The following is a 26,675-nucleotide window of genomic DNA, read 5'->3' as shown; positions in this document are numbered from 1 at the left end:
AGCATTTGATACTTGCCCCTGCCATAGATCGTATAGTGGCTTTGATTGCCCTACAGATTTAACCTCAACAAATATTTTCCGTGGTGATGCACTCGGGAAATCAATGCCAAAACAATGTTTTCTAATTTCCCCCTAACTATTGCCACAGGATCTTTTGCACCAAATGAATAATATTCTTTATTTATGATGCAATCATATATATCCTTGTGTGACAAAGGCTTTCCATATTCTTTTAATACATTTACAATAGCTTCAATAATCGTCATTTAACTAACTCCCAAAATGCACGATCCCGCATTTTTTAACCTGTTTATCTCCATCCACATACAAACTAAAATGCTTCTCAAGCTGTCGAATCTGCCCCATCAAAGATTCCTGCTCGCCTTTATCGTCAACGTTAAACACAGCCTTGATATCTGCATTCTTAATTTCCGACACGCGATGAATAACCCATGTCAGAATATAAGAGGCATAATTATTCTCCCCGGTCTTAAAGTGAGTAATCTCCTGCGTTGACAGGATCGCACCAACACCATACTCACGACCTTCTTTTAAGATCTTACGCAAGCTGGAAAAATCCTGACGCATAAAGTTATCGGCTTCATCCACCAGAATCATTTTGGTGAGCTGACGATAATCCCCTCGTACCACTGGTTTACCGCGCTTTTGCATCTGCGCGTAAAAAAGATCCAGCGTGAGTGCGACCACCAAGTTTTGCACTTCTGGCGGATAGCCTGCCAGTTCAATCACGGTGACGCCGTCAATCAATTCGTACAAGCTGGTCATCTTCTCCGGGATTGTCTCGAATATCTTGTAACGTGCCAGTTTAGAGAGTGCTGCGTAAAGTGAGTCCTCTTCGACCTTCTCCTGATCGAGGAAGCGCTGCCATACATCTTCAATCGTCGGCGCAGTCCGTGACCATGTTGTCGGATCTTCCGGCGAAATACCTGCCGCTTCGTAGCATTCTAAAATCAGGTTTTCTAATTTAAGCTGCTGCTTATGGCCCAGGCCATAAGCTTTCGCCATCGTTTCCGATAGTCCACCAGCGGTATGGATAGGTAGCATTGGCGTATCGCCAAACAGAGATAATGGATTATAGGGCAGCTTAAATAACTTGTACTTTTTAGCACCCGTTGCATCCAGGAAAGCATCATCTACATAGTCCGACTTATAGTCGAAGATCAGCAGGCCGATCGGCTTACCATCAACATTACAGGACTGATTGCGCATCAACTGTGCGACTAGTGATTTAGTAAACTGAGTTTTCCCGGTGCCCATCGTTCCAATAATGCCGGTGTTGGTATTCATGAACTTGGCGGTGTTGGTTGGCTCCCAATGTAATGGGCTCTGACGCGCAGCATCATGACCAAACAGGATTTGTAATGGAGTATCGCTAATGTCAGGAGTCATTATCGGTACAGCAGGCTGTAACGGCTCCGGTTCTAAAACGGATTGCGAAGCAGTTGTCGTTGTGACGTGTACCACGACCTCTGATCGTGACGAACTGGCATCACACTCCGGCTTAAGTCGGTATTTTTCCGGCACCCGGTAACGTTCAGCAAGCGGTAGTTCATCCCCCTGTGAGGCAATCAACGAGGGCAACAGTGAATAAGGAATTTCAATCTGTAAGATATTCTCCGCCGTCTCTTTATAAGAGAGATCGAAGCAAGTTGCGCTGTCCACATGCGCCACGACAAAGCCGTCCGCATAGTCGGCCAACTTACCTAACTGATAGTCGCCCGTTAACCACCATTCGCGTCGTTTCAGCAAGGGAGCCAGTTTGTCGCTGTCCAGCACGCCATACAGACGCAGTTTCTCTACCTGCATCAGCACCTGACGAATGAAGAGCGCCCGGTACAGTTGTGATGCCAGCGTTTGTGGTTCCAGAATATCCAGCTGCAAGTAGCGTTTTAGTTCGCGAGCCTGCTGGCCTGCATAGTTGTAGTCAGGCCGCGCACCGGTTTTAACTTCAAGCGGTAACATATAGAGGCGGTTTTCTTTGAATCCGACAAAAAGTACGTCATCAGAAATTGCACCTTTACGATACCCCTGTAAATTCCTCGATAAATCGCTCTCTTTCATTTTCAGCCCGACATTGCCGGACACGCGGATCATTTCAGCTACCGATAGCGGAATCCAGCAAATATCGGATTGGTGCAACATGGATTGCACAAATTTATACGCGCCAATAATGCCGTGCTTCTCTTTGCGCTCCCTTTCACTGGAGCGCAGCATTTTCAGCAACCATTCACCGTTAAAGGCGTTAAATTCAGCCAGAAGATGCTTACTGTCAACGGCGGGTTGCCCGGACTGGCTTCCGGTCTGGAGCAACCGCAGGAACAGATCAACCTGCTTCGTGACGGTGATGGCATCGTAACCTGCGCAACTGGTGTACTGGTCAGAATAGTGGATAAGAACCACATCTTTCTGACTGGTGAAAAAGTCGAGGGTGACTTTAGGATCAATGATGGTGGTCCAGAGCGCACTATTGTAAGAGTAAATGAGTAGCTGTTTAAAATTGCCACTTACGGCCAGGCCGATCCCTTGTCCATGATACTGGCTGTTACTTTGACGTGCCGGTTGCCACAGGCAGCCGATTAGTCGGGCAAGACGCAGGGCGCTGTAGGACTCAGTATCCACATCACGCAGGCCAAACGCGGTAAAGTAGGCATCCCCCTGCGTTTCAGCGCCTTCCCCAGCGATCAACCCATGACACAGTACCCCGCTGGACGCATCTTCAATGCGGATCTGGCGGCAATCCACTGGTGCTGTATTGGTGAAAAATGCCAGGTGTGCATAGGCCAGCTTGTCTCTTTCTGACGGTAGGACAAACTTGCTGAACGTTAACCGGCTGCGCAGCAGGTCAATCAGCATATCGGCTTCCGCCCGCCATACGCCGCTGTTCAGATCGAGATCGTTTTTAAGCTGCTCATAGCTACCACTTTCGGCAAAGTGATCGAACATATTGGGCAGCAGACGTTCATCGTAGCAGTTCACATGCACCGAAATAGCGTGCTCTTTTTCCTGCTTAAAATATTCCACTAATCCCAGAAACAGCTCTTTGGCATTCCCTTGGTTAATGGCATTTATAATCAACGCATTGTTTCCGGCGCTCTGGAACAATCGAGCGTAGGCGTCTGTGAACTCATTGACTTTGTCTTTTACCAGACGCTTAACGTAATCATGACTGACTTGCTGCTGAGGAACCGCATCAATCCAGAAGCGGTTTTCTTCCACCGGCTGTAATTGCGCGTACTCATGCTCACTGTGGTAAACAAACGGCATTAAGCCAGAAACCATCAGGCGATCGAGAGTAATCGGCGGTAATGTTGCAAATGAAGCCGAAGCATGCTGTTCCGACTCAGCAACGATGGTTTCTGACAGCTGTAGATGGTAGGCCAGCACTAGCGGATGCAGCGGTGAGAGACGCTCATGGCTATCAATGCGACAAATCCCAAGATGAAGAAGGCGTTTCTCCTGCGCCGTCAGCGCTCTGCTAAGGCCGATTTGCTGGAGCGCCTGTTCAAACGTGGTAACAATATAGCTGACCAGCGTGCGGTATTCTGCTGACCACGACACCAGGCTCGGCAGGGTATTACGACGCTGATAGTAGGAAAATAACTGCTCATAGGCGTTATGGAGCTCAGAGTAGCTAACAAGAAGTTCATCCAGCGCAAACTCGCTATCGTCATTTCCCGTTCCCAGCAGGCGTCGCTCAATTAATGAGGCTTCAAGCATCAACAACTGCTGACGAACACCGACAACCTTGTGTTCGGTGTTATCAAGAATGATACGCCCCTTCAGCCGGTTCCAGGTTGCATTACCCTCTTCTTTGAACAGTTTATTGAAACGACTTTGGTCAAAAAGCAGCGGCAGCGTTAGCCCTTCTTCGGCTCCTGGCCCTTCGATGTTAAACGACAGACTGGAATCGCCGGAAATAAGCGCAAACTGTACCAAGTCACTTTGATTCGCCAACGTCTCAAAATTCACCTGAGCATAATGCTGGCAGTCGATGTCTTCGCTCTCGTCATCCAACGTACAGGTCAGGTTGCCAGACTCGGCAATACGCAGCGTGTTATCTTCCAGTTGCAGGGTTATTTGCTCTTTACTTGGCTCAACACGATAGCAGTGCTGAATATCGTTTAGCCAGAATTGTCCCTGCTCGACCAACAACAGGCGAAATTTATACTCTTCGGCTGAATTATTGCGGTTGGTCAGTTCGAGACTAAAGAAGCAAGGATGCCCGTCAAAAGGCACCGACGCCATGATGCGGGAAGTCTTGCCCCCTGCCCGGCTGGTGCGCCAGAAAGGTGCATTCTTTAACTGGCGATGATGGGCAATCTTTATCTGGTTATCCTGAAGATCGTTGCCCTGAAAGCTGAACTCCAGCTCCACTTTTGATTGTCCCGGCAGCACCTGCACCAGCAGACTGATATCGCGTTTTCCCGCCTTGCTAACGCTTTTTGCCCGTTGCCAAACGTCACCGTTTTCGACGGAGACGTTCTCCAGCAACAGTTTTTGTTCGCTACTCTGTTCTTTCTCTTTCCGGTAGTCGGAGAAATCTAGCTCACGCCAGTCGCCTTTATCGTAAAAATGCTCCTGAATGAATTTTGTACTGAATTCAGGCAGTACATTCTCCAGTTGTCCGCTGTAGCGTTCAACACAGTCTTCAATCTGGCGATATAATTTCCGGTTTTCATTTAGCCGGGTGCGTAGCTGTTTTTGGCTATAGTTCAGTAGTTCATCGTCTTTAAACAAGTGAAGCTCAGAGAAATCCAGATTGCCGTCATCCAGCAAGCGATACAGCGACGAGAAACCAAAGACGGTCGCGCCTTCATCCAGTACCGTCGTCAGTTGATCCTCCAGCAAACAGCGGGACAATTCTGAACGTTTACTGTCGGTGGTAATGAGCTTTTCCAGTTGAAGGCTGAAAGTTTTCGGATACCAGATAGCATCCGGTGCCGCCACGTCTTTCGTGCTGTTAATCAGGGTATCGAGCATACTGTTGTGAATAATCAACAGTGCCGTTTGGGCAAAAATGCCGCTGCGCCCTGCAACTTCATCGCGCAAATGAGAAATGTAGTTTTCTGTGAATGCTGGAGCCTCGGCACCGTGCAGTACAGGAATAAGCTGAACACCATTGCAGGGGAGGCAATCAATATATTGCCCTGGCGCAATTTCCAACTGATTGCCGTCCGCCAGAGAGACGAATGCTTCCCAGAGTTTTAAGGCATTACCGGGATCGGGAGATTTGAACTGGTAGCGCTCGCCGGGCTGAATGATGCCACCTACCCATTCAATAAAGGTTTCTGCAAGATAGGTTTCATACTGTTTTACGGACATACACGGCGTCTCCACTATCACTCATTCGCTCTACATTTCCCATACGTTCATAAAACGCCACCAGCGTTTGCACTGACTGGTTGTCCAGATAAAAACCGCGTTGTTCAAAACCACGCAGCAATTCGTGCAGGCGGAGTTTGTCATTTTGGCCCACGGTGAGATTAGTCAGTAACAGCAGATGATCCTGATTCAGTACCAGCACTTTCCCTGCCCGGCCACGCACCTGAATGAAGTCAGTGCAAATGTGGTTTTCCAGCTCATTAACGTATTTACGATTTACCGTCGCGCGGTCAGTTTTTTTACCCTGGAACTGCTCTACGGCAACGGATAATAGCTGTTTGAAGGCACTCTCCAAGTCTATAGCTCGTTCACGAGCTAGAAGATCTCGTTCTTCCTTACTAATAAATTTTTGTATGTAATCATTAATCTCATCTAACACTTGATTTGGGGTGCCCGAATAATTCAAGCAATCCTGATATACCTGCCAGAGAGGGCGTTTTTTCGCCCCTTTTACCTGCAACACCTCCAGTGCGGAAAGTATTGGGAACAGTTTTTCACTCTGACCAGCAAACCATTTATAACCAAAGCGTTTAATTTGATCCCGCTCAGAACTGGCTTTTTCACTATCGAGAATAAAGAACAATGATTTACTTTGCGGTTCACCATCTCGCCAGTTATTCAGATTGAGAGCGAGTTGAGCACACCAGCTAAAAGCGTACAACCGCAGGGTATTGGTCAGCTCTTGCAAGAGATATTGTGGATGTTCCGCCAAAAACTGCAGGTCGGACTGAAAACATACTGCCATATATGGCAGATAGGATTGCTCTTCGGAAAATGGCCCTTTCCCTAGCAATTTTATTTTTTCATTGAGCTTATTCAACATTTGCTGCTCAATGAAGTTTAGCCTGTCCTGTATGGGGTAGCGAAGGCTGAAATCACCCATCAAATTGGCAAACAGAGTACCAAGACGTTTATCTGCTGTTGAACCCGCGCTTATTTTTTCACCCACAAATTGAGCATGAAACATTAAAAAAAGTGGGGATACACGAAAAATGTCCTGGCTGGAAAAATACATACGTTCCAACACCGACCAGAATGCAGGCTCATCAAGCAGCTCCTGCATATGTGTTTTACAGTCTTCACGGAATTGGTCAGGGTCGTAAGCTTCGATTTTGCGTTTCAGGGCGTAGCTAAGGGCCAGGCCTGTGACGAATTGCCAGCTAATATCGTTGTTTTTATTGCGTACAGGCAGGTAACTATCCAGTTGATTGTTACCCACTTTTAACTCGTTTGCGATAGGATACATTCTGCTAACCCTCCATACCGCTAATAGTGATCATATCGTCATCCGCCTTTGCACGATAAACCCGTTGTCTGCCATCATAAAATTTGATTTCACTGCTGGATTTAGCCTGTTCTCGCGATCAACTCAACAATTTCATCCAGTAACACGATTGCATTTTTATCGTATTTATTCGGACGATAACCATTATTTAACTTGTCCAATAATTCAAACAAATTAAGTCCGATATGAATATGCGGCAGTGGATTTCGCCCAACCTTTAAATAGACATCAAAGCCAGTTTGATGAGCCGTATGTTTATTGCGAATAGAGTCCCAGTCAGGCTTTATCTCGATTGGCGCCGTTATTTTAACACCACCAAACTCCCCCATGAAGAACTCTTCTTTTTGCATACTTAATTCAGGTGCTTTGCGGTTTGCATAGCGCTGGATACCGGCGATAAGTTCAAGTGCATAGAAGCGATTCAGTAATTTTTTCTGTTCTGAGTCTGCGGTATAGTTTCTATGCATATGCCAAATTTCTGAGTAACGTTCAAACAGCGATTCATTAAAGAACTCGGAAAAATTGCGGTGATAATCATTGCCCACCGATTCATGTTGTAGCAGCCAAAAAAGCCGGATTAACGAACTTGCGTCACCGGGCTTAACGCACTGGCGATCAAACTTAATATGCCACGGCTCAAGTGCAGCTAAAAAATCATCGAGATCGGCGTCAACCAGTCCAAGCTCATAGCGCAAAATGAACTGATCGAGTTCATAGGTATGCAATCTGGCTGGATCAAAATCGGATACCTTTTTAATCAAATCATTTTCTGCACCGGTGAAAAGGTTATCAAATAAGTAACCAGGCCCCATCAGCAGGTGATGCAAAAAATCCAGCAGCGTTCTGGTCGTTACAAACTGGTCTTTGATTAACCGTGCTTTAAAGAGCTGCGTAATTAACACATTTTGCACACCAGGTATGCAAAGCAATTTGAAATTCGCGACTTCTTTCAGATCTGGACAAACTGACTCATCGCGCCGAAAGATAAACTGGAATAAATTATTATCATCATCACGAGTTAAATTATTTAATAAAGTTTTAATAAATGATGAGTAGTGTTTATTTTCGTCAAACTGGAATTTAGGGTAATGTTCAAAATCAAAAAAAGAACAATTTTCGTTACGGTAAGGACGGGTTGCATCCTGCTGCGCTGATAAAAATGAATCGATTGCAGACCGGATCGCCTGGTGGCATTTAGCGCCTTCTCTGGCAAAATTGGCGAGCATTCCGGTGTTGATGCCAATGAGCAGCGGAGATGACTGCTGATGATGATTTGCAAATAAATCATTCAAGGCATCAATAGCTGATTGTCGAGGGGCAAAGCTATGCGTGGCATCCAAGTGGAAACTAAATCGCCGTTGATAACGCGGATCTGACTGGCAACGGGTTAAAATCTCGGACTTTCCATCCCCGCTACTACCACACAAAAAAATGATCTCACCGGGTTTGGTCACATCCAAATAACGTTGTAATTCAGTTTCAATCTCTTGTTTAACGAAGAGTTGTTCCTTTAACTGATCTAACTCATCCTTCTGGCGATGTGTTACGGTGGTGACGGAAAACGAAGATGACTTCGCAAGTACACCCAACGCTTTACGTAATGTGATTGCGCTCATAATCGCATAACCTCTCGGGGGAAATACTTACCATTCTATATAAATGAATTAGTTAACTCTACTAAACTTTAACTTGTCAAAATAGCACTTTTGACTGACCCTCCCCAAAATCCTGCTCCATTCAGTTAAAGAATTGCAGCATGATATTTACTCCCATGAACGGAGGTGGTGCCGATGAAAAAGTCAGGATTCACTGAAGAGCAGAATGTATTTGCCCTGAAGCAGTCTGAGCTGGGGACGTCCGTACCTAACGTCTGCCGCAAGCAGTGTATGTCCGATGCCACGTTTTACACGTAGCGTAAGAAATACGGCGGAATTTCTCCTTCTGAACTCAAACATATGTGGCAATTGGAAGAAGAAAATCTGTGGCTGAAGAGGCTGGTTGCCGACCTCAGCCTTGACAAGGCTATGTTGCAGGACGTGTTGGCAAAAGGGCTGACGCTGGCACGCCTGCGCGAATGGGTCAGGGATTTACAGGCCCGATACGGTGCCAGCGAAAGACAAATCTGTTTTGCGCCACGGCTCAGCCGCAGCTCGTTCAGGTATCGGTTCTGTTATTGCCGATGACAGCGCACTGCGCCTGCGTATCCGTGAGATCACTGAAACGCGAATTCACTACGGATATCGCCGGGTACACGTGATGCTCAGGCGGGAAGGCTGGCGCGATAACTACAAACGGATCTACCGGCTTTACAGCGAACAGGGGCTGTCACTGCGTCTCAAACGTCCACGGCGCAATAAATCCGCGCAGCGCTGGCAGCCGCAGCCGCAGCCGCAGCCTCAGAGGCTGAATCCCAATCAGGTCTGGGGCATGGATTTTGTCTCGGACGCGCTGTTTGACGGGCGACGAATGCGCCTGCTGACGGTTATCGACCTTTACACCCGCGATTGCCTAGGGATCTGCGTGTGGCAGAATCTGCGTTCAACAGAAGTGGCAGAAATGCTGAACAGCATAGCGCTCAGGCGTCCTTTACCTCAGTTGCTGAAAACCGATAATGGTTTTTAATTTGCAGGAAAAATGCTGGACAGGTGGGTGTATGAAAGAGGGATAAGGATCGACTTCTCACGCCCGGGAACACCTACGGACAACGCTACAGTCAAGTCCTTCAACGGCAGGTTGCGGCAGGAATACCTGAACGAGAACTGGTTCATGTCTCTGGAGGATGCACGGTGCAAAATCGAGGCCTGGCGCATACACTATAACCAGAGTCGTCCCAATTCTGCACTGGGCTGGATGACGCCCTCCAAATTTGCCGAAAATTCTGCCGGTTGCCAGAATATGCAGCCAAAATGAAGCCGGTTATTCCTGATTATGAATGGATCAAATACGGGGTCAGGGTCAATATGTAGATGAAAACTCAAAGCAGATTTACGTAAATCACCGCTTGGTGGTCATTCTGGTGGTCTTGACAGAAAGTGCATTCAGGTTTAGCTTACTTATTAGCCAGTTACTGGCAAAGGCGATCCCAGTCAGAGGAGCCAAATTAGAGAAGCCCGCTCAAGGAAACTTGAGCGGGCTTTTTGCTTTTTGCTTTTTGCTTTTTGCTTTTTAGTCTTTCTGGTCTTTTCCACCAAATTTTGGCGCACTCGAGTTGTGTTTACCTTTCACCTGGAATTGTCAGCTCCAACGAGTAGCGCATATAGGAATTAACGTTCACTCAATGCACAAATAATACCCAGCTTATTTCTTGAACTCTATGCGTTAGTTTTCGGCATGTTCAAATAAAGCATTCGCCTATTTAATACAGCGTAATTGCAACGATATTCTCAGCAGCGATTCTTATTGTTTTTCAGGCTTGAAGCTAGGCTTAGGGATTATCTGTAGACAACCTTCTGCCTTTATTCGTAAATATCACGCCTGCATTTGGGTATTTGAGTTATTGCCTCACATTAATACCCAAAATCCTACTGGTGACAGTCTAATCTACCATTTTAGCCAATATGCATTTGAGACTATTCTGCCCTCGAAACCGGCATGGCAACTTGGTAAAAATGCGTGCAAACGTCTACACTTAATAAAAAGTGTCAAATATTTATACAAATATTAGCGTTATTTCTCTCACAAAATGAGAGTTTAGCTGGCAAATTAATACCCGTACTGACGCATTGTCATGCAGTTCGCCCTCGCGGTTTACGATGTTCTGCACTCGGTAGCAAAGATTTCCAGTTCCCCGAGACAATAAGGTCAGTACCAACAGGAGGAACTATTTTGACCACCGCTTTAACGGATGTTAACCACGATGCGCCGCCCCTTCTCGCCGTAGACAGCAGCAAATATGCCTTCTTCTTCGATGTTGATGGAACGCTCGCCGCAATCCAGCCTGAGCCGGATGCCGTCACAATCCCTCTCGATGCACGTCATAACCTGCAAAAACTCGCCGACCATTGTGAAGGCGCGCTTGCGCTGGTTTCGGGTCGCCCTATTTCGCAACTGGACACGCTGGCCGCGCCGCTTGTCCTGCCTCTCGCCGGTGTGCATGGTGCCGAACTACGCGATGCGGCCAATAATCTGCACCGCGTCGAATTACCTGCCGACGTTGCCGAACCGTTGCGTCAAATGCTTGAAGACGGCATGAAAGCGCTGCCGGGCACCCTTCTTGAAGCCAAAGGCATGGCCTTCGCACTTCATTATCGCCAGGCTCCGCAGTTCGAGAAAAACGTGCTGGCACTGGCGGAATCAGCCGTCGCGCAGTTCGCCGCCCTGACGTTGCAGCCCGGCAAATGTGTGGTCGAAATCAAACCGCACGGCACGGACAAGGGCGCAGCCATCAAAACCTTTATGCAACATGCGCCTTTTCACGGGCGTATTCCCGTTTTTGTCGGTGACGATCTGACAGATGAAAAAGGATTTCAGACAGTCAATGCGCTGCAAGGTATTTCGGTCAAGGTAGGAGAAGGTTCGACGAATGCCGCCTTCCGGCTTGCCGAGGTCACAGACGTCTACGACTGGATTGCGCAACTTTTATTACAATTACAACAAGATAAAATAGGTAAGGAGTTTACGTTATGAGTCGTCTGGTTGTCGTATCTAACCGTGTCGCTATTCCTGATGGGTCGAAATCATCCGCTGGCGGTCTGGCCGTTGGCGTATTGGACGCATTGAAAACTACCGGCGGGCTGTGGTTTGGCTGGAACGGAGAAATTAGCGAGATTTCCGGTGAAGAAGATGATGATCTGAATTTGCTGGAAAATGATGGTATTACCTACGCCTCGCTTCCCTTGAATCAAAATGATTACGATCTTTATTACTGCCAGTTCTCGAATGCCGTTCTTTGGCCCGCCTTCCATTACCGCATCGATTTAGTGCAATTTCAGCGCGAAGCCTGGGACGTCTATTGTCAGGTCAATGACATGCTGGCGAAAAAACTGCAAAGTCTGATCAAACCGGATGACGTGTTGTGGATCCACGACTATCACCTGCTGCCTTTCGCCGCGGCCTTGCGTAAAATCGGCGTCACTAACCGAATTGGTTTCTTCCTGCATATCCCCTTCCCGACCCCGGAAGTCTTTAATGCGCTGCCAACGCATCAGGAATTGCTGAAAATGATGGCCGAATACGATCTGCTGGGGTTCCAGACCGAAGCCGACCGCAACGCCTTTGTCGAAAACCTTGTCCAGCAGAACGAGTATGAAGAGCTCGGCGAGAAGCATCACCGCGCTTATGGAAACACGTTCAGAACCGAGGTGTATCCTATCGGCATCGCGCCGGACAGCATCAAGGAGATGGCGGAAGGTCCGTTGCCGCCGAAGATGGCAGCAATGAAAAAAGAGCTGGGTGACGCGCAGAATATTATCTCCTGCGAACGTCTGGATTACACCAAAGGTTTGCCGGAGCGTTTTCTGGCTTTCGAAGCATTGCTTGAAAACTTTCCGCAGCATCGCGGGAACGTGCGCTATTCGCAGATTGCCCCAACCTCGCGCGGAGAAGTGCTTGCCTATCAGGATCTCCGCCACCAGCTTGAAATGGAAGTGGGCCGCATAAACGGCAAATACGGCACCCTGAACGGTACGCCGCTGTTTTATCTTAATCAGCACTTTGACCGCCGTCTGCTGATGAAGCTCTTCCGCTTGACCGATGTGGGGCTGGTAACGCCACTTCGCGACGGCATGAATCTGGTTGCCAAAGAGTATGTGGCGGCGCAGAACCCCGATGACCCGGGCGTGCTGGTGCTCTCCCGCTTTGCAGGTGCCGCCAACGAGTTGACCGCCGCGCTGATTGTCAATCCTTACGACCGTGACGAAGTGGCCGCCGCGCTGAATCAGGCGCTGACCATGCCGCTGGAAGAACGCAAAGCCCGCTATGACGAAATGATGGCGTTACTGCGCAAGAATGACATCGCGCACTGGAGTCGCCGCTTCACCGAAGATTTACAGCATATTCCGTTACATGGAAACGGACAGGATACCCCCGCCGAAGTCGCCACTTCCTGATATTTGCGTTTTCCCCTTTATAACAGCCCCGAAATCGGGGCTGTTCATATATAGTTGCAAACGAATCCGCGTATTTTCGCCGTAGCGCCCAACTCATATTTCGTGACTTTTCACCTACATCACAAATAGTTATAAGTTTTTGCGTTTTTCGTTCACGACTAGGAATGTGACGAAAAACACACTCTTGCTGTTGATGATGGAGCAAAAGTCTACACTTAAAGGAGAGCAGCTCGGGAAAGATCCCGTTTTTTTATGACGCAATGAAGAGGTTTGTAGCTTATGCACAACTCTAATTTACAGATTATGGAACCAGTGGAATTAGAAAACGATAACAATAACCAATTTGAACTTGAGCCGCTCGAGTTGATTTTGGAAAGAATGATGGATGCCGAGCCGGAACCGGAAATGATCGAGGGGTTACCCCTTCCGATGCCCTGACGCCAGCAGACCGTTATCTTGAACTCTTTGAAAGTGTTCAGTCTTCGCATATTTTTGATGACAGCAAAACATTTCCAGACTGCGCTCCGAAAATGGATCCGCTCGATATTCTAATCCGCTATCGGAAAGTGAAAAAGCATCCGAAATTCGACCTGAAGCGGTTTGTGGACAAACATTTCTGGATGCCGAAACACTACGGCAGCGACTATGTTCCCAATCCTCAAGATTCGCTCAAAGAGCACATCGACAATCTCTGGCCTATCCTGACGCGCGAACCAGAGCACCATATTCCGTGGTCATCCCTGCTGACTTTGCCGCAGGCTTATATTGTCCCTGGCGGGCGCTTTAGCGAAACCTATTACTGGGATTCCTATTTTTCCATGCTCGGCCTTGCCGAAAGTGGACGCCATGATTTACTGAAAACCATGGCGGACAACTTTGCCTGGCTGATTGAAATCTATGGACATATTCCCAACGGCAACCGCACCTATTATCTCAGCCGTTCCCAGCCGCCCGTCTTTGCCCTGATGGTGGAACTCTTTGAGGAAGACGGTGTTCGTGGTGCTCGTCGTTATCTGGAACATCTAAAGAAAGAGCACGAATTCTGGATGGACGGTGCGGAGTCACTGGCGCCGAATCAGGCCTATCGTCATGTGGTCAGAATGCCGGACGGCGAACTGCTTAACCGCTATTGGGACGACAGGGACACGCCGCGCGACGAATCATGGCGTGAAGATATTGAAACGGCGAAACATTCGAGCCGACCTGCCAATGAGGTCTATCGTGACCTGCGCGCCGGTGCGGCTTCGGGTTGGGACTACTCGTCGCGCTGGCTGCGCGACAAAGATCGCCTGGCAAGCATCCGCACCACGCAGTATCTGCCTATCGATCTCAATGCATTTCTCTACAAGCTGGAAAATGCGATAGCCAATATTTCGACGCTGGAAGGCGATAAAGATTCTGAAAACCTGTATCGCCAGAAGGCGGAAGCTCGTCGCGATGCCGTCAACCGCTATATGTGGGACGACGAGCAAGGCTGTTTTCGTGATTACGACTGGCACCGTCAAGAGATGGCGCTGTTCTCGGCAGCCTGCGTCGTGCCGCTGTATGTGGGTCTCGCCACGCACAAACAGGCCGATCGTCTGGCGGAAGTCGTGCGCGAACGCCTGCTGACCAAAGGCGGCATCATGGCCACCGAATATGAAACCGGCGAACAGTGGGACAAACCCAACGGTTGGGCACCGCTGCAATGGATGGGTATTCAGGGCTTCAAAATGTATGGCAATGATGCACTTGGCGATGAAATTGCCCGTAACTGGTTAAGAACGGTAAACAGTTTTTATCAGGAACACCATAAACTTATCGAGAAATACCACATCTCAGGCGATGATGCCAAAGAGGGCGGCGGGGGTGAATACCCGCTTCAGGACGGATTTGGCTGGACCAATGGCGTGGTTCGTCGACTCATTGGCCTGTATGGCGAAAATTACGATTGATCGCCATTAACGTTCTCTCTGCCGTAAAAAACTGTGTACAGCCACCGGGAGGTGGCTTTTTTAATTCAAATTCAAACCCGCAGACTGTTTCGGTATAGTCACTCTTCGTTGCGAAAACAGGAGCTGAAATGGAAAGTTTGTTTGTGTATGGAACGCTGGGACCCGGTCGCCCCAATGCCCATGTTTCTTGAAGGCATCGGCGGTCAATTTGAAGCAGGCCATGTTGGCGGCTCTCTGTTGAACAAAGGCTGGGGAGCTGAAATGGGGTTTCCGGGCATTGTTCTGGATGACAGCGGCAACCGCGTTGACGGCTTCATCTTCTTTTCAGAAAATCTGACGGCCAACTGGCACATTCTTGATGACTTCGAAGGCGAAGGCTATGAACGGGTACCCGTTGATGTCGTGACCCAGGATGGCCGTACTCATCAGTCGTGTATCTATAGGCTGAAAGCCTGAATGGATGAGGGCCGCGAGCGCGGCCTGTGTGATCTTCAAAATCTTCGACCTTTTTTGGGCAGGAAATAACTTATGAAATTTCCTGCCCGATCATCATCCTGTGGCCGTCTGGCGTCGCTATCGTGAATTCTCGCATGCCGTGGGGTTTATCGGCTGGCGGTTGAAGAATAATGGCTCCCGAGGCAACAAATTCCTGATAAAGCGCATCCACCTCATCAGTGTTGAAATAGCCGAAATAATTATGATCGCCGAGGCTGGCAGGTCTTGAAACATCCGGTGAATGCCCCAGCATGACTTTTACCGCACCGCGCGAAGCCAACTGCCAGCCCAGCCCGTCGGGCCATTCGAGGGTAAAGCCGAGCGCATCCCGAAAATACGCCGCACTTTTTTCAAGATCGGGTACCGCAATAACAAAGGATGACGCGAATAAGTTTGCTGTCGTTTCCGGCATAAGAGAGATACCTCTAGTTACGGGGGTAATCTTTGATATTAACGTTATGCCCGCCATTTAAACACCGGTATTAATAATCTGAAGCGGTCGCCATAAATTCGACATTCTCAGAAAATAACGTTCGAGCGCTGCGTTGCTGCCTATAAGCTCACAGACACAACAAGCATGGCTTTTCCGCCGATATGGCTTTCTCTCTGGGCATCAATAGCAGCGACAAGGCCTGTCGACGACTACAACATGTCGAGCACAAACGGGTCATTACTCTACCGATTAACTCATCGAATACATCGCCCTTCTCTACCCAAGCGATTTAGAAAAACAGACGGCTTCGTCGCGCCCTACATAAGGCCCGTAATTGGCTCTCTGCCGATAGCCATGTTTTAGATAAAACGCTACCGCTCGACGATTAATATGGCGCGTCTCGAGCCACACTTCCCGATAACCTAATTCCGCCGCGGCACGCTCCAGAAAAGCCAGTAATGCAGCGCCTGTACCGGGATAACGCCCATCGGCATACATTCTCTTCAATTCCGCCACGTCATTGGAGAGTGGGCGTATAGCGCCACAGCCCAGCGCTTCATGACTTTTATTCCTTGCCACCGCCCATACGGCTTTTTCACAGGCAAGGTCCTCGGCATTGAAATGACGCTTTCCGCTATCGCCCGTAATTTCAGCCAGCACGGCAGACAATGCTTCAATTAAAACCTGCGAATCAGGCGATGCGGGATCTTCTCTTTGAACAGAAATCATGACGATTATTCCATACCATAAAAAGATAAATGAGCCGTTAATAAAATTCTGACTCAATAAAATATATTACCGAAAATTTTATTGCCACTCTCCGGGCGAGTCAGGCTTTCGTTCGCACTGGCAAAACATAGCAGGAATCTAACTAAAGGGTTGACGAACATTGGTTTACCCTGAGGGAAATACCATGAGGAGGATAATGATGACAGCGCCATTAAATGAACAGGAAAAAGCATTACTCTCGCAGGTCGAACCCTGGATTTCGCAACATAAAGAACAGCTGATAGGTGAATTGGCACAATGGGTCGCCATCCCGAGTATCAGTCGTGCCGATTTAGCCAAACCCGGCGCGCCCTTTGGTCCCGAATGCGTCAAGGTGCTCGACCATGCGTTGAATCTGGCGAAACAGGCAGGCTTTCGTACAGAAGAACACGAAGGTTATGCCGGTTCGATAATCTTTGGCGATCACGCGCAGGATATTGGTCTGGTCAGTCATCTCGATGTGGTGCCTGCCGGTGAAAACTGGACCTACCCGCCCTTTTCTCTGACTCGTCGCGACGATTTCCTGATAGGTCGCGGCGTGTCGGACAACAAAGGTCCGGCCATTCTCGACCTGTATCTGTTAAAGCTTATTCGCGATCTCAAGATCCCTTTGCATCATAATCTGCGCATTATTTATGGCCTGGCGGAAGAAACCAATATGGCGGATCTGCGCTGGTTTGCCGAAAAGGGTCCTGTTCCGCGCCTGTCGATCGTTACCGACGGTAAATTCCCGGTCAACTTTGCGCAAAAGGGCCAAATCAGTTTCACGCTTGAAGTGAAAGAGGCTGGCGTTACTGGCGGGCCTTAGCGCGGGTAATGCCAGTAACAGTGTCCCGGCGCACGCAGAGATTCTGCTCGATATTGCCCTTACTACGGCGCTTGAGCAGAAAATCGCTGCGTTGCAGGGTCCGGCAACGGGCAGAATCAGCGCCCGGAAAACCGATAAGGGAGTATTGCTGATTGCAAAAGGCAAGGCCGGTCATGCGGCTTTCCCCGACCCCACCCTCAATGCCGCGCCGGTGCTGCTTTCGGCACTGGTGCAGCTTGAGTTGCTGTCTACGCGCGAGCATCAACTGGCAAGCAGTCTGGCCCGCCTCTTTGTTTCGCCGTTTGGCGAAGGGGCGAATCTGGCCCTTGAAGATACGCCGTCCGGCAAGCTGACCCTCAATGGCGGCTACTGGCAGTCTTCCACCGAAAATACCTTGTTGATTCATTCAGATATTCGCTATCCCGTCACCACAAAAGGTCCGGAGATCCTCAATACGTTACAACGACAGCTCGCCGAATGGGGGCGACATCGTGATTCAGGCTGCGTTGCGCGATGTGCCGCCGTTTTACTGGCCGGAAAGCGACCCTGTGCTGAGGCTCCTGCAAGACACCTGGAATCAGATAACGGAGCGCCACGACGCGCCTTATTCAATGGGGGCGTGACGCATTCCAAGGTGCTGCCACGTGCCATCACCTTTGGGCCGGGCTATGCGCGTACCGCGGAAAATGCACCCGATTTCCTGCCCGAAGGCCACGGATTGCCGCATGGCGCGGATGAAACGCTGCATCTGCCCACGCTGCTGAATGCCCTGCCGGTTTATCTGCTGGCGCTTGTCCGACTCGATCGCCACCTCGCCGAACAGTCATAAAAAAACGCGCCGAAGAATTGGCATCTTCGGCGCGTTTTTATGGTCTTGCATTAAATCGTCTTGTTTTTCAACACGACCTGTCCTTCAATCTCTTCAGGCGTTTTGAGGAACGGCGTGAGAACGGCACTCAAAATATACAGGCCAGCGTAAATCGCCAACACGCCGCCCGCGCCGAGCGGAGCATAGAATACGCCCGCAATGGCTGGAGCCAGAAAAGCGCCCAGACCCGCACCCAGATTCAGTACAGACATCGCTGCGCCTTTGTTGTCGGGTGCAAGCAGCGGGAACAGCGCCGAAAGCGGCACATAACCGGCCATCGTCACGCCGCACAGGCATAGCACGAAAGTCATCAGGTAGAAATTGTGCCCGGCATATTGCGGTGTCAGCCAAATCAGCATCAGCACAATGGCATAACAGACGCCGCCAATCCACATGATAGTATTGCGCCAACCAAACTTGTCGCCGAAGAAACCAAAGAACAGATTGGCAAAAATCGCCACCACAAAGACTGCCGACCACATATGCAGCCACTCGGTCTGGCTATAACCAAACTTCGCCAGATAGACAGGCAGGAACACCGCCAATCCATATTGCGCAATGCCGTTGATCGATTTCACCACCAGCCCGGTCGCAATGCGCGGTCTTTTGAGAATCGTGATGCAGCTGAGTAACTCGGTCAGCGAGAAAGGATGGATCTCGTCGGCCGGCACCCTATCCTTATTGGCAAAAATCGCCAGCACAGAACCGATTATCACAAAAACACAGCCCATCCACAGCACATTGATATGCCCCATCATCGGCAGCAGCAGTGAAGATAAATACGGCCCCATCACGCTCAGACCCAGCGAAAAGGTAAACCAGAACCAGCCCACGGCGGTGGCACGCTTTTCAATGGGCGAACTGTAGTTGATCCAAATCAGGAATGAGTAGGCAAACAGCGGATAACCCAGCCCGCGAATGGCGTAGAACGGGATCATGACCGCCATATTGAGCGTCGGCATACCCAGCCCGATAAAGCCGAGGCTGCCAATCACAAAAGCCAGCAACCCATAAAGCATTACTTTTCGCGGGCCAAGCGTTTGCACCAGCACGCCCGACAACCAGGCGGCCAAGGTTACAGTTACCCCGTAAAAGGTCAAGAGAAACGAAGCATCGGAAACCTGCAATCCTTTATCTACCAGATATAAAGAAATCCAGGCCTGCTCGACGCCATCCCCGACCATAAAAAGCGTGAGGCCGATATAGCCCCACAGTAAATTTGAAGGTAAGCCTATTCTATCTAACATATGGCCTCCAGACATTGCGTGCACAATGTCTATCAAGAGATCATGAAATGAGGGTATTCTGCCAATATCGCTATTGCGGCATTTTACGCTTTATTTGTTATGAGCGATAACAGCAGGCTTTGTATTTTAATCGCATCTTGCGATTTAATAATGGCGTCGATTTCTTCAAGCGACACTGAATCAATATAATCGGCCAAAGCATTATACATTTTGATATTTTGTTCACACTCTCTAACCGGGTCTTCACGGCTTGGGAAAGTATCGAAATAAACCAGACCATCAAATTTATATTTTTTCGCGTAATAGATATATTCCAGCGTTTGCAGCAAATGCACTGTACCCAGCATCAAACCGTCGTCAAAATGTCCATAACCATCATTTAAATGGAATCCGACCAGACGGTTTCGCTGCGCAGACAGGAACAGAGAATAGGCGGGATTCTCTTTTTTCATGATCATATGGCAGAAGTCGAGGGTAATGCCGAGGTTTTTCTGACCGACATCGTCAATCAGCATCAGCGTCGCGCAGACATCACCAATCAGAGAGAAGGTTCTCGGCTCGTAAGGTTTGTACTCGAAGCTGAACGTGATGTCCGGATTGGCGGAGGTTACGCGTTTAATCGCCTCGACGGTATCTTTGTAGGCGCGCTCGTAATCGAGTTGAACCGGGTAGTCGAAACCGTCGTTGGCAAACCACAGCGTCACCGTCTCACCGCCCAGTTCACGGCAGACATTCACCGCTTCCATCGTGATGTCGATGGCTTTTTCACGAATTGCCGCATCAGGATTGCTGAACTCGCCTTCGTTGAAATGTTTCTGATAACGCAGCGCAATGCCACCCAACTGCAATGAGGAGGATTCGATGGCATCCCTTATCTCGTTTAGCGTGTTGTTCTGGAAGTGCTCCGGATAATTCAGCTCGACGTGAGTCAATCCTTTTACCGACGCCATGCGTTTAATTAAATCAACGGTATCGATTTTATCTTTATCGAAAAAGAGTTCTGGTCGTGATTTGAACGAATTAATTCGTGATGAAAACTTCATAATAAAATTCCTTAGCATTTTTGACGACGTCGATACTTATAATGCAAGGCAAAGGCAATGCAAAATAGAAATGCGGTCTAACACTTAAAGTTTTTTATTACAGTAAAATAGACGGTAAAAATTTTACTCTGAGTAAAATGGAAAAGTAAAAAAGATGGATTTAAACACCATAACCGTGATTTAGATAACACTTTTAAGGTGTTGAAGCATGCTACCGTATTACTAAAGTTCCTAACCCCGCCCTTAAGTAAAATAATTCTTTTACTCAATACTTTCGGGCCCTCCTGGAAATTAAATACCATGCAGCAGACTTTAACCGGCAGGGAAATATTGCTTTATGCCAAGACGCTCGCTCCCACGCTGGGTAAAAAGAGCGATCCATCGCGCATTTCATCGAGAATAATCCAGACGTTATTTCATCGATGCGCATTAATGATGTCTCGACCTTTTTGAAGGTCAGCGTGGCCAGTATTACCAAAGTCTCCAAGAAACTAGGCTGCAACGGTTTTCACGAGCTGAAACACTCGATAAGCCAGATAAATCCGCTGGAAGAGGAAAACCTTCAACACGAGGTGTATGCCCCCGGTCGCTATGAAGATGTGCTTGAGCGTACGGTAATGAACTCCATTTTCGCGTTGCAGGAATCCCTGAGCCTGATTAATTCCACCGTCTTTAATCAGGTGGCGCAGCTGCTGATTAATTTCGACGAGAAGAACAAACTGATATTAACCGGCTGTGGAGGCTCGAGCGCCCTGTGCTCCGACTTTCATCATAAGCTTTTGAAGATAGGTATTTTCTCCAACGTTTATTACGACTCGCATATGCAGCAGATGTCGGCCGCACTGATGCAGCCGGGCGATATCGCCATCGGCATCTCTCATTCGGGCAAAACTTCCGACGTTTTCCATATGCTGAAATCGGCGCGTGCCAATGGCGCCAGTACGGTCTGTATTACCAACTATTTAAACAGCCCCGTGACGCTGGTTTCCGATCACGCGATTGTCTCCTCCGTTAAAAATAATCCTATTACCGGAGAGAACGCCTCAACCCGAATTGTGCATCTGAATATTCTTGATGCGCTGTTCACCATCCTGGCCAACGAGCGCGGTCAAAAAAGCCAGGCCAACTTGCATAAGACACGCGATTCCGTGCTGGCGAAACGCGTTTAAATTTGATTAGGGAAATTGTGATGAAAACTGACGTTCTGGTTGTGGGAAGTTTGAACTTCGATATCCTGGTTAAACAGGCACGCCTGCCGTTAATCGGTGAAACCTTTACCGGTGAAGGCCTGCTGCAAATGCCGGGCGGCAAGGGCGGCAATCAGGCCGTGCAATGCGCACGTCTCGGGCTGAAGGTTAATATGGTCGGCTGTGTGGGCGATGATCTCTTTGGCACCGAGCTGCTGAACTCGCTGAAAGAGAATCAGGTTTCCTGCATCGATATCAAACGTCAGGGCGCGTCGGGGCTGGGATTGGTACAGATTCTGCAAAGCGGCGACTATTGCAGCACCATCATCAAAGGTGCCAATTATGCGCTGGCGGTCGAGGATATCAAAGACGCCTTCTTTGTCGACGCGCCGCTGGTTATTCTGCAATCTGAAATCGCCCCCGACGTGGTGGCGCTCACGATTGAAAAGGCCCGTCAGTTTGGCTGTACGCTGTTATTGAACAACGCGCCTGCCCGCGATATCGAACGTGCCCTTCTGAATCAGATTGATTATCTGGTGGTTAATGAAACCGAGGCGTCGTTTATGCTGGGCTATACGGTAGAGACGCCACAGCAAGCCCTCAAGGCGGCCCACGCGTTGCGCAGCGAAGTCAGAAAGGCGGTGATTGTGACACTCGGCGAGAAGGGCTCGGTGGTGGTGGCCGATGATGAAAACGGCCACTTTCCGGCGGTTAAATGCGCGGCCGTGGTCGATACGACCGGTGCCGGGGATTCCTATATTGGCGCACTGGCTTACGGCATCATCAAGCGTCTCCCGCTTGCCGACTCCATCGCCTTTGCCTCGCAGGTCAGCGCCTTCTCGGTGCAGAATTATGGCGGTCAGGGCTCTTTCCCCTATATTAACGACCTGCAACCCTGCGTCGCCTGAACCCGCGCGTTGCTCTGCCGTTGACGTTATCGCAAAGGCGGAGCAACAGCGTTTTAGGTGGCGACAATGAGCGTCACGATATGTTTCCCGTCAAACAGATAACGTCCGTCGAAGGTCATTTCCTGCCGATAACGGGCGTTGATATCCTGCGTGAGTCGCAAGACAAAGCGCTGCTCCTGCTCGTCGATGGATTCAACCCTGGCGTAGTCGAAGCCGAAAAATACCTGAACGCTCGGATAGAGGGCCTTGAAGAGACTCTCTTTTGCGGAAAACGCCAGCAACAGCGCTACGTCGGTATCAATGGGTAGACTTGCCAGCAACGCAGCTTCGGCGGGCGTAACGATGCTGTCGGCAATCTCGCGCAACACGGCGGGATTAAAGCTCTCGATATCGATGCCGGGCGAGACGCCCGGTTGCCTCGTGACGAGCGCCACCGCCTGATTATCGCCATGCGAAATCGTTCCCGACATTCCGCGAGGCCAGCACGGTGAGCGATCGCTATTTTTAGTGACTTCCTGCGTGATGGAAAACGGCGCCAATGCACGAGCGCAACAGAAACGCCCCGCCAGATATTCGGCTTTGCGTTTGGCTACGGCGCGCGATAAATGTGCCGGAAATGCCCGTCCATACTGCGCAAACGCCGCATCAGAGTAAGCTTTGATATCGAACGTCACTTTACAGTAACGAATGTCGGCGTTGCCCGTGATGACGCCTTCTTCTGAATCAATGATGAAACCGGTCAGCGTTGACCGGTGATGAGGCGTCAGCATCGGCGCATCCTTGTGCTCAAATAACCGCAAATCAGGCTTCGGGTGCGTTGACAAAGGCCGGGGGCTGGAAAGCCGTAACCTCCGGCAGCGTGCCCTTGAATGGAGCTATTTCGACCCAGCAACTTTGGGCGCTACAGCCTTGTCCTAGACGCGAACTTCCCCGATCTTCGGTCAATACGTTGGGATTGCCATGTTTGTCGAGCGAGTTGGGTTGCGCCGCATCGAGCGGGTCATACCAGGCTCCCGTTGACATCTGCACCACGCCTGGCCGAATGTCTTCGCTGAGGTGCACGCCTGCCAGAATGGTCCCGCGATCGTTGAACACATTGACAATGCTGCCTTCAGTCACACCGCGCGCGGCGGCGTCCAGCGGATGCAGCCACAGGGGTTCGCGGCCCTGAATCTTGGTGCTACGGCTGACACTGCCGTGATCATACTGGCTATGCAGGCGCGTGCGCGGTTGGCTGGAAAGCAGATGCAGCGGCCAGCGGGCGGCCATCTGTGCCTGTTCGTCGGCATTGGGCTGATACCAGAAAGGATGCCCCGGACACTCTTCATAGCCAAAGTCTGCGACCGTCTGCGAAAACAGCTCAATCTTGCCGGAAGGTGTGGCGAGCGGCGAGGCGAGCGGGTTATCGCGAAAGGCTTTGAGGAAGATATGCGGACTCTCCGGTCGGGCGTATTCCAGCTTGCCCTGCTCCCAGAAGTCGTCGAAGGCCGGTAACTCAATGCCGTCCGCCTGCGCACGAGGCATCGATCCTTCATAGAGATGACGGATCCAGCTTGCTGCGTCGCGCCCCTCTGTGAAGCTTTCGCCAAAGCCCATACGTTCGGCCAGCGCGCTGAAGATTGCGTAATCATCGCGCGCCTCGAACTGGGCCGGAATATGCTGGCGCATGGCAATCATAAAGCCGTCATTGCTGGAACTGCCGATATCTTCGCGTTCAAGCGAGGTGGTGGCCGGAAACACGATATCGGCGAATTTCGCCTGCGCGGTCCAGTATTGCTCGTGCACGATAACGGTGTCGGGCTGACGCCACGCGTCGATAAGGCGGTTGATGTCCTGATGATGGTGAAACGCATTGCCGCCCGCCCAATACACCACGCGGATATCGGGATAAGTGCAGTCTTTGCCGTCAAACTGGTAGGCACCGCCCGGATTAAGCAGCATGTCGGAGAGTCGCGCAACCGGGATCTTGTCGCTCACGGCATTTTGCCCTGCCGGAAAACGCGGGCCGGAGAAGGTGCGACGAGAGGCACCGGCCAGATTGGTGCTGGCGTAGGCAAAGCCCAATCCCCGCCCGGCGTACCGATTTGCCCGATAAGCGCGCTCAGCGCCACCGTTGCCCAGAAGGTCTGCTCACCCTGCCTTGCACGCTGCAACGACCAGGCGATGTTAATCATGGTGCGTTTTTCTACCATCTGGCGGGCCAGATGGCGGATGTCATCGGCAGCGATGCCGGTCAGCGCCGCCGCCCATTCAGGCGATTTCGCGACGCCGTCTTTTTCACCCAGCAAATACCCCTTGTACTGCGCGAATCCGACCGTATGGCTGTCGACAAATTCGGCGTTGTACAACGATTCGTCGATTAATACATGACTAAGCGCCAGCAACAGGGCGGTATCACTACCAGGCTGCAATGACAGCCATTGCGCGTTGGTGACACCGGAAAGGTCGTTCTTCACCGGACTCACATTGATGAAGTGCGTGCCGTTTTGCTGCATCTGCCCCAGCCAGTGCTTGAGCGAATGATCGTTGGCACCGCCGCCGTTGACCTGCGCGTTACGCAGCGGCAAGCCGCCAAAGGCCACAAACAGTTCGCAGTGTTCCGCCAGCGACGACCAGTGGGTATGCTGTTTTTGCAGCACGTCGAGGTCGCCGATGATGTGCGGCAGCAGGCGCTCGGCAGCGGCCAGACTGTAAGTATTGGTGCTGCCGGTATAACCGCCCAGCTGATTGAAAAAGCGATGCAGCTGGCTTTGGGCATGATGAAAGCGCCCTGCGCTCGACCATCCGTAGGATCCTGCATAAAACGCCTGATTGCCGTAGGTTTTCTTGACTCGGGCCAGCTCGTCGGCCACCAGCGACAACGCGGTTTCCCAACTGACTTCAACGAAAGGCTCCTTGCCGCGTCCGTGGCGTGAATCGCGTCCGTGCTGCAAATAGCCAAGACGCACGGCGGGACGTTGTATTCGGCTCGGGCCACTTACCGCACCGACCAGAGACTGACCTATCTCGGAAGGATTTCGATCCCATTCGACGGGATCGATTTTCGTCACTTCACCTTCGGAGGTGGTGACGCGGTAGGTGCCCCAATGCATGACGGCAAGGTTGTGTTCGCTTTTCATAATATTTATAGAATCGTTTTCTGGTGTGAAGTGTTATGCAAAAACAGTATCACAGCGGATCTCCACGCCGTGATGAATTTTAGAGTATTGATTATTTTATCATATGTTTATGCATGGGGAGCATGAAGCCGGTACTGAATAGGGGATAAATGCCCAAAACACGCAACGCAAAGTGGCGGCTGTTTGGTCGGACCAAAAAGGCAAAATAAGAGAGCCATTTCACATAAGCCCAATCGCATACGGATTGGATATTGCTAAACCGGCGTCTTTCATCAACTATTTCTCCATAAATTATCGGGTAAACGTTTTTGGTCGGACCAAATTCGTTACGCCAATCTGAAGTTGACAGGAGACGAAGATGGCGCTGGCTTCACCCCGCGTTGCCGACAGTTTGATTAGCCGGTTAAAAGCCTTTATCGAAGAAAGTCGGCTCGAAGCCGGTATGCGGCTGCCTGCCGAACGCCAGTTGGCGCAGGCGCTCGGGGTTTCCCGCTCCTCGCTGCGCGAAGCCCTTCAAAAGCTTGTCAGCGCAGGCTGGCTGTTCAGCCGTCCGGGCGGCGGCACTTTCTTGCGCGAGCGGCACGCACTGTGGTCCGAAACACAAATTGTGGCTCCGCTGCGCGAACTGGTGACCGAAGATCCGGATTATCGCTATGACATTCTCGAAGCCCGCCATTCGATAGAAGGCAGTACGGCGTGGTATGCGGCATTGCGTGCAACCCAGTCCGACAAGGATCAGCTGCAATATGCCTTCGACGCCACGCTCATGCTTAACGAAAGCGAAAATCCCGACCTTGCAGCCCAGGCAGATGCCCGTTTTCATCTGGCGATCGCCGCCGCCTCTCACAATGTGGTGCTGTTGCAGACCATGCGCGGTTTCTTCGAACTGCTGCAATCCTCGGTAATGCAGAGCCGTCAGCGGATGTATAGCCAGCAGGCAATTTTTTCACGTCTGAACGACCAGCATCGTTCGCTGCTCCACGCCATTCTTGAAGGCGACGCGGAGCGGGCTCGCCAGTCGGCGATGGAACATATCGGCTTCGTTCACTCGACCATCAAAACACTGCATGAAGATGAAGCACGACAGGCCCGGATCACGCGTCTGCCGAGCTGACACGTTTCTTAATTTC

At 50.3% G+C, this 26,675-nt stretch carries 14 protein-coding genes and 6 pseudogenes; 10 read left to right on the top strand and 10 right to left on the bottom strand.

The window, feature by feature from the left end:
* Nucleotides 1-50: 50 nt before the first annotated feature.
* From O1V66_RS03290 to dptF, 4 genes and pseudogenes are all read right to left on the bottom strand, one after another.
* The gene (locus O1V66_RS03290; protein ID WP_269128083.1) at nucleotides 51-266 is read right to left on the bottom strand and encodes an HTH domain-containing protein; all 216 of its coding nucleotides are present in this window, start codon (nucleotides 264-266) and stop codon (nucleotides 51-53) included.
* Nucleotides 263-5,343, bottom strand: a pseudogene (dptH, locus tag O1V66_RS03285) (DNA phosphorothioation-dependent restriction protein DptH). Before dptH ends, O1V66_RS03290 begins: the two are co-directional and overlap by 4 nt.
* Nucleotides 5,324-6,649: a DNA phosphorothioation-dependent restriction protein DptG gene (gene dptG / locus O1V66_RS03280; RefSeq protein WP_045047183.1), complete on the bottom strand. Its 1,326-nt coding sequence runs from the start codon at nucleotides 6,647-6,649 to the stop codon at nucleotides 5,324-5,326. The pseudogene dptH and the gene dptG overlap by 20 nt, the downstream one beginning before the upstream one ends.
* Nucleotides 6,650-6,653: 4 nt before the next feature.
* Nucleotides 6,654-8,304 (bottom strand): annotated as a pseudogene (gene dptF / locus O1V66_RS03275) (DNA phosphorothioation-dependent restriction protein DptF).
* 174 nt (nucleotides 8,305-8,478) lie between these two features.
* Between dptF and O1V66_RS03270 the strand changes: the two are divergent.
* The 5 genes and pseudogenes from O1V66_RS03270 to O1V66_RS03250 all read left to right on the top strand — a co-directional run bounded on the left by O1V66_RS03270 (nucleotide 8,479) and on the right by O1V66_RS03250 (nucleotide 15,125).
* Nucleotides 8,479-9,598: pseudogene (locus tag O1V66_RS03270) on the top strand (IS3 family transposase).
* Between the two features lie 915 nt (nucleotides 9,599-10,513).
* On the top strand, nucleotides 10,514-11,314 hold the full coding sequence (gene otsB, locus O1V66_RS03265; protein ID WP_045047186.1) for a trehalose-phosphatase: 801 nt from the start codon (nucleotides 10,514-10,516) through the stop codon (nucleotides 11,312-11,314).
* On the top strand, nucleotides 11,311-12,735 hold the full coding sequence (gene otsA, locus O1V66_RS03260) for an alpha,alpha-trehalose-phosphate synthase (protein ID WP_045047187.1): 1,425 nt from the start codon (nucleotides 11,311-11,313) through the stop codon (nucleotides 12,733-12,735). Before otsB ends, otsA begins: the two co-directional genes overlap by 4 nt.
* Before the next feature lie 303 nt (nucleotides 12,736-13,038).
* A pseudogene (locus tag O1V66_RS03255) lies at nucleotides 13,039-14,669 on the top strand (alpha,alpha-trehalase).
* 128 nt (nucleotides 14,670-14,797) lie between these two features.
* Nucleotides 14,798-15,125: pseudogene (locus O1V66_RS03250) on the top strand (gamma-glutamylcyclotransferase family protein).
* Nucleotides 15,126-15,195: 70 nt separating this feature from the next.
* Here O1V66_RS03250 and O1V66_RS03245 read toward each other — a convergent pair.
* Both O1V66_RS03245 and O1V66_RS03240 read right to left on the bottom strand, forming a co-directional pair.
* Complete coding sequence (locus O1V66_RS03245; protein ID WP_269128082.1) at nucleotides 15,196-15,633, bottom strand: VOC family protein; 438 nt, start codon at nucleotides 15,631-15,633, stop codon at nucleotides 15,196-15,198.
* 240 nt (nucleotides 15,634-15,873) lie between these two features.
* Nucleotides 15,874-16,326 (bottom strand): GNAT family N-acetyltransferase, encoded by a 453-nt coding sequence (locus O1V66_RS03240; RefSeq protein ID WP_045047191.1) that lies wholly within the window; start codon nucleotides 16,324-16,326, stop codon nucleotides 15,874-15,876.
* Between the two features lie 196 nt (nucleotides 16,327-16,522).
* On the opposite strand from O1V66_RS03240, the gene O1V66_RS03235 reads away from it, so the two are divergent.
* Entirely contained in the window at nucleotides 16,523-17,173 is a 651-nt protein-coding gene (locus O1V66_RS03235) for a M20/M25/M40 family metallo-hydrolase (RefSeq protein WP_269128081.1), read from the top strand.
* A gap of 145 nt (nucleotides 17,174-17,318) precedes the next feature.
* Nucleotides 17,319-18,002, top strand: a complete 684-nt coding sequence (locus tag O1V66_RS03230) for a zinc-binding metallopeptidase family protein (protein ID WP_269128080.1) — start codon at nucleotides 17,319-17,321, stop codon at nucleotides 18,000-18,002.
* A gap of 50 nt (nucleotides 18,003-18,052) precedes the next feature.
* Here the strand turns inward: O1V66_RS03230 and O1V66_RS03225 are convergent, their stop codons facing one another.
* The gene (locus O1V66_RS03225) at nucleotides 18,053-19,288 is read right to left on the bottom strand and encodes an MFS transporter (protein WP_045047193.1); all 1,236 of its coding nucleotides are present in this window, start codon (nucleotides 19,286-19,288) and stop codon (nucleotides 18,053-18,055) included.
* A gap of 83 nt (nucleotides 19,289-19,371) precedes the next feature.
* Nucleotides 19,372-20,331 carry a sugar phosphate isomerase/epimerase family protein gene (locus tag O1V66_RS03220; RefSeq protein ID WP_269128079.1) on the bottom strand — a complete coding sequence of 320 codons (960 nt, stop codon included), beginning with the start codon at nucleotides 20,329-20,331 and terminating at the stop codon, nucleotides 19,372-19,374.
* A gap of 422 nt (nucleotides 20,332-20,753) precedes the next feature.
* Between O1V66_RS03220 and O1V66_RS03215 the strand changes: the two genes are divergently transcribed.
* Nucleotides 20,754-21,500 carry an SIS domain-containing protein gene (locus O1V66_RS03215; RefSeq protein WP_269128078.1) on the top strand — a complete coding sequence of 249 codons (747 nt, stop codon included), beginning with the start codon at nucleotides 20,754-20,756 and terminating at the stop codon, nucleotides 21,498-21,500.
* Between the two features lie 20 nt (nucleotides 21,501-21,520).
* Nucleotides 21,521-22,426, top strand: coding sequence for a ribokinase (locus O1V66_RS03210; RefSeq protein WP_052673386.1), 906 nt, complete (start codon nucleotides 21,521-21,523; stop codon nucleotides 22,424-22,426).
* A gap of 53 nt (nucleotides 22,427-22,479) precedes the next feature.
* Here the strand turns inward: O1V66_RS03210 and O1V66_RS03205 are convergent, their stop codons facing one another.
* A complete protein-coding gene (locus tag O1V66_RS03205; RefSeq protein WP_052673387.1) occupies nucleotides 22,480-23,196 on the bottom strand; it encodes a 4'-phosphopantetheinyl transferase family protein in 717 nt (238 codons plus the stop codon).
* Nucleotides 23,197-23,227: 31 nt separating this feature from the next.
* A pseudogene (locus O1V66_RS03200) lies at nucleotides 23,228-25,545 on the bottom strand (molybdopterin-dependent oxidoreductase).
* A 358-nt stretch (nucleotides 25,546-25,903) separates the two neighbouring features.
* Between O1V66_RS03200 and lldR the strand changes: the two are divergent.
* Entirely contained in the window at nucleotides 25,904-26,659 is a 756-nt protein-coding gene (gene lldR, locus O1V66_RS03195) for a transcriptional regulator LldR (protein ID WP_045047197.1), read from the top strand.
* Nucleotides 26,660-26,675: the final 16 nt, after the last annotated feature.

Source organism: Rouxiella chamberiensis (assembly GCF_026967475.1).
In the GTDB taxonomy this organism is placed as follows: domain Bacteria; phylum Pseudomonadota; class Gammaproteobacteria; order Enterobacterales; family Enterobacteriaceae; genus Rouxiella; species Rouxiella chamberiensis.
Note: the sequence above shows the minus strand (reverse complement) of the source record. Positions and strands in the feature narration are given on the sequence as shown.